Raw genomic sequence first — 12,360 nt, 5'->3', positions numbered from 1 at the left:
TGGGTATCAGATTATCTGAGAACATCAGTTCATGAAGACGATGACCGCTACCGAAGCATCACGGAACTTCGCCTCCGTGCTGGACCGGGCGGAACGTGGGGAAACCATCGTGATCACCCGAGGAGGCAAGCGTCTGGCCGTGCTCGCGCCAGCGCCCGAGGCCACGGGACGGGCGGTGAAGGACGCTCTCCTGCGTCATGTCGGTACGCTCGACGATGCCTTCGAGGACGACGTGACGGCCACCCGTGACCTGCTGACGCTGGACGATCCGTGGAGCGACTGATCCTGGACACCGGCGTGCTGATTGCGATCGAGCGCCGCAAGGTCTCCCTCGACCAGGCGTTGGCCGACGACGACGATCCGGCGATCGCCGCCATCACGGCGGCGGAACTGCTCCAGGGCGTGGAAATGGCGGATGGCGTCAACCGGGTCGCCCGCCAGTCCTTCGTCGATACTGTCCTCGCCACCATCCCGGTCGAGGAATACACCGTGGACGTGGCCCGAGCACACGCCCGGCTGCTCGCGCATGTTCGCAGAGTCGGACAGCCCCGGGGTGCCCACGACCTGATCATCGCGGCCACCGCGCTGACCACCGCTCGCACCGTGGTCACCCACGACAAGCGGGCCCGTTTCGACGACCTTCCCGGCGTTCGGGTACGTCAGTTGTGACGGGTCCTGGACGACAGCTGGTGATGCGCATGCATGGGGCGGTCATCCCACGATGCAGAAGGGCGTGCGCGGCCAGCCGGTGACCGTGCGGTCACGCAGGATGGCCTTGGCCAGCCCTTCGCTGTCCAGGACCAGGGTGCCGCCGGGGACGGCGGGAGAGCGGGTCACGCGGGGTGTGCCCCGTCCTGTGACTGCTCCTGCCGGGCATGGTGGAGCTGGTCGCGAAGAGCCTGGATCTCCTCGTCCGTGACGGGCCCGTGCTCGGCCTCGGCTACCTGGATGAGTTCGTTGAGATTGTCGCGTTCGATCTGGCGGGCTACGGCGGCGGCCACGTAGGCGGACAGCCCGGAGGCGCCGCTGCGGGCTTTGGCGGCCTCGGCGATGTCGCGCGGCATGGTGATCGAATACTTGCCGGTAGGCTCGCTCATGCCACCTATCTTCGCTTGGATCCCCTGGCGGGCCGGTGAAGGGTTTGGTCCCACGTTGCGTGCCGGCGCCCGGGCTCCTTGGTGCTGATCATGTTCGCCGTGTCTCGGCGACCGGCGGCACTGTCAGCTCAACTCACAGCCGGCAGCCCGAACATCCGACAAGCGCTAGCGCATCCGGTACCTGCGGTGGGTCGGCGCGCTGCTCTGCGGAGCCTGCGGCTTCCTGCTCTCTGACCGGCACGCCCGCGGGGACCTGAGCAAGAAGGGGTGCCGCCCGGATCCCCGGGCGGCACCCCCCTCGTATGCGCGGGCCGTCAGCGGACGCTGGCCTCCACCACCGAGATCGCCCCCGCGGTCTGCACCACCCGCTCCAGGCGGAAGCCCGCCTCGGCCAGCAGCTGCGCGTACTGCCCGGTGGTGCGCTCCTGGCCGCCCACCAGCAGCATCAGCCACAGATCGACCAGCTTCGAGGCGTGCGCGGCGTTCGGCTTGTCCGGCACGACCATCTCCATCAGCAGCAGCCGCCCGCCCGGCCGCATCGCCGCCCGGACGTTGCGCAGAATCTGAAGGGCCCGCTCCTGGGGCCAGTCGTGCACGATGTGCTTGAGGACGTAGGCGTCCCCGCCCTCGGGCACCGGCCCGAACAGGTCGGCGGCCACCACCTCGCACCGGTCGGCGACCCCCTGCCCGGCGAGGTAGTCGGCCGCACCGCTGTCGGCCACCCGCGGGTCGGCGAGGATGCCCCGCACCCCCGGCGCCTGGTTGAGGATGCCCGCGAGGAGCTCGCCGCGCCCGGCGCAGAAGTCCACGACCGTGCCGAACTTGGAGAAGTCGTAGGCGGCCAGGACCGGTTCGGTCTCGGTGGCGGACATCGCGCCCATGCCCTTCATGAACACCTCGCCGTACTCCGGCTTGGCCTCGAGGAACTCAAAGGCCGTCATGCCGCGCAGCGTGGGCAGGCTCGGCTCCCCCGAGCGCACCGCGTCGACGAAGTGCGACCAGTCCTCCCAGTGGATGGGATGCCCCATGAGCACCGCGATGCCCCGCATCGACATCGGCGCGTCCTCCAGCAACGCCTTTGCCATCGGGGTCAGTTCGAAACGGCCGTCCTTGCGCTCGGCGAAGATGCCGTTGGAGGCGAGCAGCCGCAGCAGCCGGTGCAGCGTCTCGGGGTGGGCGCCGACCCGCTCGGCGAGATCCGCGACGGGCAGCGGCCCCTCGCACAGCGCCTCGGCCACGCGCAGCTGCGCGGCGGCGTAGATCGCCTGGCTGAGCATGGCGCCCTGCACCATCTCCAGCAGCGAGAACGGTGCGGGGGCCAGCTTGCGCACCAGCCTCTGCAGAGCGGTGCGCACGCCTTCGACGACTCGGACGACACGGGCGGGCGGCAGCGGCATGGGTTCCTCCGGGAGGGCGGCGGACGGCCGGCGGGCGCCCGCGGCGGGCAAGGTCGGGCGCGAGCGCGGCCCGGCCGCGCGGACGCCCCTTTGGGACACCGAGGGTCCGGCGGCGCGGACGGGCCGCGCTCGCGCACCGCTGGAGCCACCCCCACCCACCCTTTGCTCAATGAGGGGGAGGGGGGCTCCAGTTGGCCCCCACCCGCGCTCCGGGGGCAGTTGAGAGAGCCCGATAACGATGGGCACCGTCCGTCTCGGCCAGGGCCGAGAAGAGTCCCGGAGGGGGCCGATCCCGTGAAGAAGCTTGCCTCGTCTGCCGCGCTGTCGGAGCGCGCCGAGCGCATCGCCCGGCGTTCGCGCGCCGACAACTGGAAGAAGCCGCCGCGGCGCATCGAGACGTCCGAGTGCATCACCTGCGACAGCTGTCTGCGCGGCTGCCCCGCGGAGTTCGGCGCGGTCTTCGACCTCGGCCTGGACGTGGTGATCGTTCCCGAGCTGTGCTCGGGCTGTCCGGCCTGCGTCCTGGAGTGCCCGGTCGACTGCATCTACGTCGACGAGGACTGGACCCCCACCGGCGACGCGATGTGGAACCACATCGAGCTCACCGCCGAGAGTGCCGCATGACGGACTCCGCAGGGCGCCCCGAGTCCCGCCGCGCCGCACACGCCAGGAAGCGGATCAGCCGCCGTCCCAGCCGGCTCGGCCTGCCCGCCGGCAGCACCGCCGCACCCGACCGCGTCCGGGATGCGGACGCCGGCTTCCCCGCCCTGCTGCAGCGTGTCTGGCAGCGCGCGGCCAAGGCACCGGACCTGCGAGCGGGTTTGGAGGTGCTGCTCACCCTCGACGGGCACGTCCCCGCCGACGTCCAGCTGCGCGCCCTGAACTCGGCCGAGCAGGCCGCCCTGAACGCCCTGTGCGGACTCACCTGGCGTGACGCCGCCCCTCCCACCCCGACCCCCGCCGCCGCGGTGGCCTCGACGGGGGCGGAGTCCGGCGTCCCCTTTGGGGGTTCCGATCAGCGGCCCGTCTTCCGCGGCGAGATCGGCCTGACCACCAGCGGCCGCATCGCCGTGCGCACCCCCGGCGCCCGCCCCCTGGAGGCCCGCGACCTGGTCGGCGGCGTGCGCCGCGTGCCGTGGACCCGCACGGTCCTGGCCCGCTACCGGCACGAACTGCACGCCGGCAGCCGGCGGCGCGCCGCCCGCGCCGCCGACTGCCGCGCCTGGCTGGCCGAGCAGGGCCAAAAGGGCCGCGACGCGCTGGTCGCCCAGGCCCGGGAGGCGGCCCTGCGCACCGCCCCGTTCGTCCTCTACCAGGAGGACACGCAGTACACCAACTTCCGCGGCCGCAACACCCTGACCGGCAAGACCCTGTGGCCCGGCCACCCCGACTGCGCCCTGAGCGCCCTGCACGGCCTGCCGCTGGACCTGTGGTCGGACCAGGACACCCAGCTGGTCGTCTGCCTCACCCTGCTCATCCGCTCGGCCGGCTTCGGCCGCATCGAGGAGGCCAACGGCACCCAGCTGAGCGTCGACCACGTCGCCCACACCCTGGAACGGGTGCGCCGCACCTACAACGCCGTACCCGTGCCCGGCGCCGAGCCGGTGCCCGCCCCCGCCTCCCACCGCGTCGCCGACCTCGACCACCTCGCCGCCGCGCTGGGCGAACGCCGCCGGCAGGTGGGCCGCAGCGCCCAGCTCTACCGCGAGATCCACGGGGCGCTGATGCACAAGGTGGAGCGTGTGGCCGCCGCTCCCGGCCCCGCCGCCCGCTCCCGCCAGACGGCCGTCGCCGAGCACCTGCGCACCCGGCTGCCGCTGAGCGGCGACACGCTCGCCGACCTCGGCCGGGACCTGGCCGCCGCGCCCGGCTGGCTCGCCCGCCCGCACGGCGCCTTCCCCACCGGCCTGGAGTGCCTGGTCCATGAGGCGGTGTCCGCGACCGTCACCGCCTTCGGCGCCGACTTCGCCATGAGCCGCGGCATGCGCTCGCTGCCCGCCCTGATCCGCGCGCTGCGCGGCGAGAGCTGGGCGGAGATCTGCGACTGGGACATCACCCACTTCTTCTGCTGTGTGGTGCCGCACCCCGAGGCCGCCGCCCACTTCGGCCACTCGACGGCCGCGCTCGCCGACGCCGCCTGGGCGATGTCCTCGCGGATGCAGTACAACTCCTGGCACTTCGTCGCCGGCAACCTGCCGCCGGTGCCCGAGGTCGCCGCCCGCGACCACTTCGTGCCGCCCGTCATCCCCGATCTGGCGTTCTTCTCCGACCAGCACCACCACGGGCACGTCAACAACAACGTGCGCTTCTCCATCCGCTCCCCGCAGCCCGTCGACGTCGACGGCCGCCGCTTCGAGGGCTTCATGGACCTGAGGCTGCTGCGCTGCGCCGGGGAGCCGTTCGGCGAGCAGGACCTGCTCGCCGCGCACCAGGTGTCCGCCTTCATCGCCCGCGCCACCTCGCTCGCCGCCCAACTGGCCGCGGCCGGGACCGGGCTGGAGGTCACCGCGTTCGACTCCGGCTGGCACTGGGAGTCCATCACGGGCCGTGCACCGGCCGGTGCGGACTCCCTGACCGGTCAGGTCCGCCGAGCGTCATGAGCGGGCCAGCGATGAGCGCGCACGGTGTCCGCCACACCACAGACCTCCTTCGGCGGGGCGAGCTGAGCGCCCTGGAGCACACCACCGCTGTCCTGGCCGCCGCCCGCGAACACGACACCCTCGACGCCTACGTCGCCGTCGCGGGCGAGGAGGCACTGCGCGCCGCGACCCGCGCCGATGCCCTCATCCGCGAACGCGGCGCCGACGCCTGGCGCACCTGGCCGCTGCTCGGCGTCACCGTCTCCGTCAAGGACCTGCTGCAGACCCGCGACCTGCCCACCGTCCGCGGCTCGCTGCTGCCCAACGACCGGCCCCGCCAGGACGCCCCGGCCGTGGCCCGGCTGCGCGCCGCCGGCGCCGTCGTCGTCGGCAAGACCGCCACCTCCGAATACGGCTGGAGCGCCTGCACCCTCTCCCGCGTCGCCCCGCCCGTCCGCAACCCCCACGACCCGCGCCTGACCGCAGGCGGCTCCAGCGGCGGCGCCGCCGCCGCGGTGGCCGCCGGCCTGTGCGACGCCGCCCTGGGCACCGACGGCGCCGGATCCATCCGCATCCCCGCCGCGTTCTGCGGCGTCGTCGGCTACAAACCCACCCTGGGCCGCATCCCCTACGTCCCCAACAGCGCCGACCGGCTCGCCCACCAGGGCCCCCTGGCCCGCACCGTCGCCGACGCCGCCCTGCTCGCCCACGTCATGGCCGGCCCCCACCCGGCCGACCCCGACTCCGCCCTCGGCTCCCTCGACGCCCCCCGCGCCGACCGGGGGCTCCGCATCGGCTGGATCGACTACGACACCACCACCGACGAGGTCCGCCACGTCGCCGCCCACGCCCGCCTGGCCCTTGCGGGCCAGGGCCACCTGGTCGAGGACGTCGAGGTGCGCTGCGAACGCCTCTACCCCGCGCTCGTCGACCTCCTGGCCGCCTCCGAGGCCGCCGGCGCCCGCCCTGAGGACGACCAGTGGGCCGATCCCGGCCGCCTGGAAGTCATCCGCCACGGGCGCACCCTGGGCGCCGCCGACGTCATCCGCGCCGAAGAGGTCCGCCAGAACCTGCGCGCCACCCTGCGCACCGTCATGGACCACTACGACGTCCTGGCCATGGCCACCGTGCCCGTCGAGCCGTTCGCATACGACGCCATCGCCCCGCCCTGGGCGGCCGACCCCCGCGATCTGCGGTGGCTGGCCTGGGCGCCCGCCGCCTACCCCTTCAACATGACCGGCCAGCCCGCCCTGTCCCTGCCCGCCGGACTCACCCGCGCCGGCCTGCCGGTGGGCGTGCAACTGGTCGGCCCCGTCGGCGGCGACGACCTCATCCTCTCGCTCGCCGGACGCCTGGAGTCGGACCTGGGCACCCCGGCGCCGCCCCCCGCGCGGACCCTGCAGCCCGCGAGCGCCCGGTAACCCAACGCCCCGCGAAAGGACGTTCCCATGTACGCCAGGTCATGGTCCTCGCCCGCCGCCCAGGGCAGCGTCGGCCGGCCCTCCTTCGTGGCCGATCACGGGCTGTGGGACGACGCCCGCACCGCCGCCGCCGAACGGATCGAGGCAGCCCTCGCCGACGTCGACCTCGTCCGCCTCGTCTTCGGCGACCCGCACGGACTGGCCCGCTCCAAGACCCTCACCGCCGAGGCGTTCCGCTCCGTGCTGCGCAACGGCATGAACTTCAGCCCCGGCCCGTTCGTCTTCGACACCGGCCACGCCGTCGCCGTCGACTTCCTCGGCGACCACGGCATCGGCGTCGACGAGATCGCCGGCGCCGGCAACTTCATCCTCGTGCCCGACCCGCTCACCTTCCAGGTGCTGCCCGGCGGCGACGCCCGCACCGCCTGGGTGATCGGCGACGAGTACCTGCGCGACGGCACCCCCCACCCGCTGTCCTCCCGGGCCGTGCTGCGCCGCGTCGCCGCCTCCTACAGCGCCCACCGCCTCGCCCCCGTCCTCGGCCTGGAAGTGGAGTGGTACCTCACCCGCCGCCTGGACGACGAGCCCGGCAACACCGGCAACGGCTTCGGCCTGCAGGGCCAGGCCCCGCACGTGAGGGCGTTGAACGCCGGCTACCAGTTCAACCTCGACGCCCACTACGACACCCTCGCCCCCCTGACCGACCCGCTCGCCCTGCACCTGCTCGCCCTCGGCCTGCCCCTGCGCTCGATGGAACACGAATCCGGGCCCGGACAGGTCGAGACGACGTTCAGCCCAATGTCCGCCCTGGACACCGCCGACGCCATGCTGCTCTTCCGCACCACCGTCAAGAACTGGTGCGCCCGCCGCGGCCACCACGCCTCCTTCATGTCCAAGCCGCTCCTGGACGCCGCCGACCCCAGCGGCTGGCACCTCAACCAGTCGGTCACCGACCTCACCACGAACACCAACCTGTTCGGCACCGAGGAACCCTCCGGCGGACCGTCCCCGCAGGGCAAGGCCTACGCCGAGGGACTGCTGTCCTTCGCCCGCGAGCTGTGCCTGCTGTCGGTGCCCACCGTCAACGGCTACCGGCGCCTGGCCGCCGAGCACACCCTGGCCCCCACCCGGCTCGGCGTCAGCCAGGAGGACCGCAGCGCCATGCTCCGCCTCGTCGGCCACGGCGCCGGCGCACACATCGAAAACCGCATCGGCGAACCGTGCGCCAACCCCTACCTCACCATCGCCGCCCAGCTCTTCGCCGGCCTCGAGGGCCTGACCGCCCAGCCCGCACCCCCCACCAGCGGCGACCTTGCCACCGGCGGCGACCCGGCGGACAGCGGCGCCGCGGTGGTGCCGCAGGACCTGCGCGAGGCCCTCGACGCCTTCCGTACCGGCCGCGCCGCCCGGCTCCTCGGCGAGCCGCTCGCCGCCTGCCTGACCAAACTCAAAGACAGCGAACTGCGCCGCTACCAGGCCTGGTGCCTGCAGGCCGCCCCCGCCCCCGGACAGGTCACCGAGTGGGAACAGCGTGAGTACTTCGGCGCCTACTGACCCCCCGGCCCCCGCCCCCTGCCGCTGCCGCCCCGACGGAGGCCGCACATGATCGCCCGCTACACGCTCCCCGACATGGCCGCCCTGTTCAGCGACCACTCCCGCTACGCCACCTGGGTACGGGTGGAGATCCTCGCCTCCGAGGCACAGGCCGCCCTCGGCCGCGTCCCGCACGAGGCGGTGAAGGACATGCGCCGCGCCCGCGTCCCCGCCCCCGAGCGGGTCGCCGCCATCGAACGCGAACGCGACCACGAGGTGCTCTCCTTCCTCGCCGCCTACTGCGAGGACATCCCCGACACCTCCGCCCGCTGGGTCCACTGGGGCATGACCAGCTACGACCTCGTCGACACCGCGCTCGGCCACACCCTGGCCCGCGCCACCGACCTGCTCACCGCAGCCGCCCGCCGGCTGCGCCGGGTACTGACCCAACGCGCCCTGGAACACTGGGACACCGTGATGGTGGGCCGCACCCACGGCATGCACGCCGAACCCACCACCTTCGGCCACAAACTCGCCCAGCACGCCTTCGCCGTCGACCGCTCCCTGCGCCGCCTGGCCGCCGCCCGCGACGCCGTCGCCGTCGGCACCATCTCCGGCTCGGTCGGCACCTACGCACTGATCGACCCCCACGTCGAAGAACACGTCTGCGCCGCCCTCGGCCTCAGCGCCGAACCCGCCCCCAGCCAGGTCGTCGCCCGCGACCGCCACGCCCAGCTCCTGCAGGCCGTGGCCACCCTGGGCGCCTGCGTGGAACACCTCGCCCTCGAACTCAGGCTGCTGCAACGCACCGAGGTCCGCGAGGTAGAAGAAGCCCGCACCAGCGCCTACCAGGGCTCCAGCGCCATGCCCCACAAACGCAACCCCACCACCAGCGAACGCCTGTGCGGCCTGGCCCGCCTGCTGCGCGGCTACGCCGACACCGCCCTGGAGAACGTCGCCCTGTGGCACGAACGCGACCTCGCCCACCAGAGCGTGGAACGGGTGATCCTGCCCGACAGCCTGTGCGTCGGCCACTTCCAGGCCACCAAGGCCGCCGACCTGGTGGCCACCCTCACCGTCGACGCCGACCGCATGCGCGCACACATCGACCACACCGACGGCCTCCTCTACAGCTCCTCCGTCCTGGCCGAACTCCTCGGCAACGGCACGGAACGCGAACACGCCTACCGCAGCGTGCAGGCCGCCGCCAACCACACCCTGGCCACCGGCGAACACTTCGGCGCCTCCCTGGCCAAGCAGGGCATCGACCTGGCCGGCCTGGGCCCCGAGCGCTTCCTCACCCACCACGACGTGATCCGCACCCGATTGGAGAAGCTGCATGAGCTGGAAGACTGACCGCGTCGACGGCGCCGCCCTCGACCTCGACGAGGTCCTCGCCCTCTACCGGGCCTCCGGCCTGGGCGAGCGCCGCCCGATCGCCGACCGGGAGCGGTTCGCGGCCATGCTCGCCCACGCCAACCTCGTGCTCACCGCCCGCGACGACGACGGCACCCTCCTGGGCATCGTGCGCGCCGTCTCCGACTTCTCCTACGTCACCTACCTCTCGGACATCGCCGTCATCCGCGACCGCCAGCGCTCCGGCATCGGCCGCGCCCTCATCGACGCCACCGCCGCCGAGGCCCCCCAGGCCAAGATCGTGCTGCTGTCCGCGCCCGCGGCCGTCGACTACTACCCGCACATCGGTTTCACCCGCCACGACTCCGCCTGGGTCCGCAATCCCTAAAGCCCCCCTCACGGCCCGGGCCGCGGGCTCCCGACAGGGGGCTGCCGGGGCTGTACCGGGGCTCGACCGCGCGTGCCTAGATTCAAGGTGTCAGGGCGGGACCCTGACCCGCGCACAGCACCGCACTCCCGGGGGAGGCAACACCGTGACATCGGCACAGGCGCTGCTCGAGACCCGCCCGCCCACCGCCCCCGCCCCGGCTGCCCCCCGCCCCGCCAGGGAGCCGGTGACGGCCGGGCGCTCGGCGGCCGTCGCGATGCCCTCCGGCCGCCGCATCCTGGTCGTCGACGCCGACACCGCCGGCGCCGAATCACTGCTCACCCAGTTGCGCCGGCACGGTCACGAGGCCTTCGCCGTCCGGCGCGGCGAGGCCGCGCTGCGCGCCCACGAGGACGCCGATCTGCTCCTGCTGGACCTCGAACTGCCCGACCTGGACGGGCTGGAGGTCTGCCGCGCGGTGCGCGCCGTCAGCCGGGTGCCCGTCATCATCGTCACCGCCCGCGCCTCCGAACTGGACTGCGTCCTGGGCCTGCAGGCGGGCGCCGACGACTATGTCGCCAAGCCCTACGGGCTGCGCGAGCTGATGGCCCGCATCGAGGCCGTGATGCGGCGGGCGGCGTGGCAGCCGGCCCCCGCCCGGGAGATCCGGCGCGGCCGCCTGCACATCGACGTCGGCTCCCGCGAGGTCCTGGTCGGCGGCGAGGAAGTCGCCCTGACCCGCAAGGAGTTCGACCTGCTGTGCCTTTTGGCCTCGCACCCGGACACCGTCATCCCGCGCAAGCAGCTCCTGCAGCAGGTCTGGGGCGACTCCTGGTCCCGCCGCACCGTCGACACCCACGTCAGCAGCCTGCGCGGCAAGCTGGGCGACAGCGGCTGGATCGTGACGGTACGCGGCGTCGGCTTCATGCTCGGCACACCCTGAGCGGCCCCCCGGCCGCCCCCGCCCCGCCCCGCGCCACTCGTGCGGCGCGGGGCGCACTGCTGCCCGCACCGCCGCCTGCACTGCTGCCGTGTCGGCCTGCGCCGGGAGCCCGTGCTGAGGCAGGCAGCCCGGCGGTCACATCGGCCGCCCGTCACGCCGCCGTGGCCTGATCCGCCACCCTGCCGCGCCCAGCGCTGCCCGCGCTCCGCGGGGAGTCGAGTCCGTCTCGAGCCCGCTTCCGGCCGGTCTCATGCGTTCCGGTCAACTCTGGTTGAGGCGTGATCACCAGAACGCGCTTTCCGCTTCCGCTTTTTCGCACCCCATGGGAGACGAACATGCAGATCAGCTCGCGTCTGACCAAGGCCGGCATGCTGGGCTTCGCCGTCGTGTCCGCCCTCGCGATCTCCACCGCTCCGGCCTTACTGGCTCTAACAAAAGCGGTTTGATCATGTGACTGTCGGCTTGATCGGTCGTTGATGTGGTCATGGGGAAGCGTCAGTCGCGGCCGTGGATCGTGTCGGACGAACTGTGGTCGCTCATCGAGCCGTTGCTGCCCGAGCCGCCGCCGAAGCAGGTGGAAGGCCGACCGCGGGTGCCCGACCGGCAGGCCCTGTGCGGCATCCTGTTCGTCCTGCACACCGGCATCCAGTGGGAGTACCTCCCCCAGGAGCTCGGCTTCGGCTCGGGCATGACCTGCTAGCGCCGGCTTGCGGCCTGGAACGAGGCCGGCGTCTGGGACCAGCTGCACCATCTCCTGCTGAACAAGCTGCGCTCGAAGAACCAGCTGGACTGGTCCCGGGCGGTGATCGACTCCTCCCACGTCCGGGCCGCACGCAGGGGCCCAAAAGCGGACCCAGCCCGGTCGACCGCGCACGCCCGGGCAGCAAACACCACATCATCACCGACGGCCAGGGCATCCCGCTCGCGGTGTCGCTGACCGGCGGCAACCGTAACGATGTCACCCAACTCCTGCCGCTGTTGGACAAGATCCCGGCCGTGGCCGGAGTCGTCGGCCGGCCGCGTCGGCGGCCCGACATGCTCTTCGCCGACCGCGGCTACGACCACGACAAGTACCGCCGGCTCCTGCGGCAACGCGGCATCCGGCCCGCGATCGCCGAACGTGGCCAGCCGCACGGCACCGGCCTGGGCACCTTCCGGTGGGTGGTCGAGCGCACCATCGCCTGGCTGCATGGCTTCCGCCGCCTGCGGATCCGCTGGGAACGACGCGACGACATCCACGAGGCCTTCCTCGGACTCGCTGTCTGCCTGATCACCCACCGGCACGTCCAAAGGCTTTGTTAGGGCCAGTTAGCCGCGGCCGCCGTCACCGCCTCGCCCAGCAGCGGTCTGGCCGACGGGCAGAGCGTCACCGTCACCGGCACCGGTTTCCCGGCGGGCGCCTCGGTCGCGGTGTCGCAGTGCCGGGAGAACACCACCTGCACCGACACGCTGGCCACCGTCACCGTCGGCGCAGGCGGCTCCTTCACCGTGCCCTACACCGTGCACAAGCAGTTCACGGCCACCGACTGGAGCACCGGCACCGCCACGACCGTGAGCGTCAACTGCGCCGTGGACCAGTGCCAGCTGGTCGCCTACCTGGACGCCACCGGCCCGGTCGGCACGAAGATCTCCTTCGGCTGAGGCGCCCGGCTTTCCTCGACACGGCA

The 12,360-nt window shown here is 73.0% G+C and carries 12 protein-coding genes and 3 pseudogenes; 12 read left to right on the top strand and 3 right to left on the bottom strand.

The window, feature by feature from the left end:
• Positions 1–31 precede the first annotated feature (31 nt).
• A complete protein-coding gene (locus tag ACQF4J_RS48245; protein WP_351805286.1) occupies positions 32–283 on the top strand; it encodes a type II toxin-antitoxin system Phd/YefM family antitoxin in 252 nt (83 codons plus the stop codon).
• Complete coding sequence (locus ACQF4J_RS48240) at positions 271–669, top strand: PIN domain-containing protein (RefSeq protein ID WP_351805288.1); 399 nt, start codon at positions 271–273, stop codon at positions 667–669. Before ACQF4J_RS48245 ends, ACQF4J_RS48240 begins: the two co-directional genes overlap by 13 nt.
• Positions 670–741: 72 nt before the next feature.
• Here ACQF4J_RS48240 and ACQF4J_RS48235 read toward each other — a convergent pair.
• From ACQF4J_RS48235 to ACQF4J_RS48225, 3 genes and pseudogenes are all read right to left on the bottom strand, one after another.
• Positions 742–837, bottom strand: a pseudogene (locus ACQF4J_RS48235) (DNA-binding protein); the annotation flags it as partial.
• The gene (locus ACQF4J_RS48230) at positions 834–1,097 is read right to left on the bottom strand and encodes a CopG family transcriptional regulator (RefSeq protein WP_351805290.1); all 264 of its coding nucleotides are present in this window, start codon (positions 1,095–1,097) and stop codon (positions 834–836) included. The pseudogene ACQF4J_RS48235 and the gene ACQF4J_RS48230, both read right to left, overlap by 4 nt.
• A 314-nt stretch (positions 1,098–1,411) precedes the next feature.
• Complete coding sequence (locus tag ACQF4J_RS48225; RefSeq protein ID WP_427168993.1) at positions 1,412–2,494, bottom strand: methyltransferase; 1,083 nt, start codon at positions 2,492–2,494, stop codon at positions 1,412–1,414.
• Positions 2,495–2,788: 294 nt separating this feature from the next.
• Here ACQF4J_RS48225 and ACQF4J_RS48220 point away from each other — a divergent pair, with 294 nt between their 5' ends.
• The 10 genes and pseudogenes from ACQF4J_RS48220 to ACQF4J_RS48175 all read left to right on the top strand — a co-directional run.
• Positions 2,789–3,118 carry a 4Fe-4S ferredoxin gene (locus ACQF4J_RS48220; RefSeq protein WP_427168991.1) on the top strand — a complete coding sequence of 110 codons (330 nt, stop codon included), beginning with the start codon at positions 2,789–2,791 and terminating at the stop codon, positions 3,116–3,118.
• Positions 3,115–5,094 (top strand): hypothetical protein, encoded by a 1,980-nt coding sequence (locus tag ACQF4J_RS48215; protein ID WP_427168990.1) that lies wholly within the window; start codon positions 3,115–3,117, stop codon positions 5,092–5,094. Before ACQF4J_RS48220 ends, ACQF4J_RS48215 begins: the two co-directional genes overlap by 4 nt.
• Positions 5,095–5,105: 11 nt before the next feature.
• Positions 5,106–6,494 (top strand): amidase, encoded by a 1,389-nt coding sequence (locus tag ACQF4J_RS48210; RefSeq protein WP_427168989.1) that lies wholly within the window; start codon positions 5,106–5,108, stop codon positions 6,492–6,494.
• Positions 6,495–6,521: 27 nt separating this feature from the next.
• The gene (locus ACQF4J_RS48205) at positions 6,522–8,048 is read left to right on the top strand and encodes a glutamine synthetase family protein (protein ID WP_427168988.1); all 1,527 of its coding nucleotides are present in this window, start codon (positions 6,522–6,524) and stop codon (positions 8,046–8,048) included.
• A 48-nt stretch (positions 8,049–8,096) separates the two neighbouring features.
• Complete coding sequence (gene purB / locus ACQF4J_RS48200) at positions 8,097–9,383, top strand: adenylosuccinate lyase (protein ID WP_351579484.1); 1,287 nt, start codon at positions 8,097–8,099, stop codon at positions 9,381–9,383.
• A complete protein-coding gene (locus ACQF4J_RS48195) occupies positions 9,367–9,771 on the top strand; it encodes a GNAT family N-acetyltransferase (RefSeq protein WP_427168987.1) in 405 nt (134 codons plus the stop codon). Before purB ends, ACQF4J_RS48195 begins: the two co-directional genes overlap by 17 nt.
• A 256-nt stretch (positions 9,772–10,027) precedes the next feature.
• Positions 10,028–10,693 carry a response regulator transcription factor gene (locus ACQF4J_RS48190; protein ID WP_427169016.1) on the top strand — a complete coding sequence of 222 codons (666 nt, stop codon included), beginning with the start codon at positions 10,028–10,030 and terminating at the stop codon, positions 10,691–10,693.
• A gap of 278 nt (positions 10,694–10,971) precedes the next feature.
• Positions 10,972–11,139, top strand: coding sequence for a hypothetical protein (locus ACQF4J_RS48185; protein WP_427168985.1), 168 nt, complete (start codon positions 10,972–10,974; stop codon positions 11,137–11,139).
• 38 nt (positions 11,140–11,177) lie between these two features.
• Positions 11,178–11,995: pseudogene (locus ACQF4J_RS48180) on the top strand (IS5 family transposase).
• Positions 11,996–12,016: 21 nt separating this feature from the next.
• Positions 12,017–12,334, top strand: a pseudogene (locus tag ACQF4J_RS48175) (enediyne antibiotic chromoprotein); the annotation flags it as partial.
• Positions 12,335–12,360 lie beyond the last annotated feature (26 nt).

Origin of the sequence: Streptomyces sp. C1-1 (genome assembly GCF_050214755.1) — a bacterium.
Taxonomy (GTDB): domain Bacteria; phylum Actinomycetota; class Actinomycetes; order Streptomycetales; family Streptomycetaceae; genus Streptomyces.
Note: the sequence above shows the minus strand (reverse complement) of the source record. Positions and strands in the feature narration are given on the sequence as shown.

Bases quoted from the DNA above. Each gene is read 5' to 3' on its own strand.
- ACQF4J_RS48245 (WP_351805286.1), top strand. From the start codon at position 32: ATGAAGACGATGACCGCTACCGAAGCATCACGGAACTTCGCCTCCGTG.
- ACQF4J_RS48230 (WP_351805290.1), bottom strand. From the start codon at position 1,097: ATGAGCGAGCCTACCGGCAAGTATTCGATCACCATGCCGCGCGACATC.
- ACQF4J_RS48225 (WP_427168993.1), bottom strand. From the start codon at position 2,494: ATGCCGCTGCCGCCCGCCCGTGTCGTCCGAGTCGTCGAAGGCGTGCGC.
- ACQF4J_RS48215 (WP_427168990.1), top strand. From the start codon at position 3,115: ATGACGGACTCCGCAGGGCGCCCCGAGTCCCGCCGCGCCGCACACGCC.
- ACQF4J_RS48210 (WP_427168989.1), top strand. From the start codon at position 5,106: ATGAGCGCGCACGGTGTCCGCCACACCACAGACCTCCTTCGGCGGGGC.
- ACQF4J_RS48205 (WP_427168988.1), top strand. From the start codon at position 6,522: ATGTACGCCAGGTCATGGTCCTCGCCCGCCGCCCAGGGCAGCGTCGGC.
- purB (WP_351579484.1), top strand. From the start codon at position 8,097: ATGATCGCCCGCTACACGCTCCCCGACATGGCCGCCCTGTTCAGCGAC.
- ACQF4J_RS48195 (WP_427168987.1), top strand. From the start codon at position 9,367: ATGAGCTGGAAGACTGACCGCGTCGACGGCGCCGCCCTCGACCTCGAC.
- ACQF4J_RS48190 (WP_427169016.1), top strand. From the start codon at position 10,028: ATGCCCTCCGGCCGCCGCATCCTGGTCGTCGACGCCGACACCGCCGGC.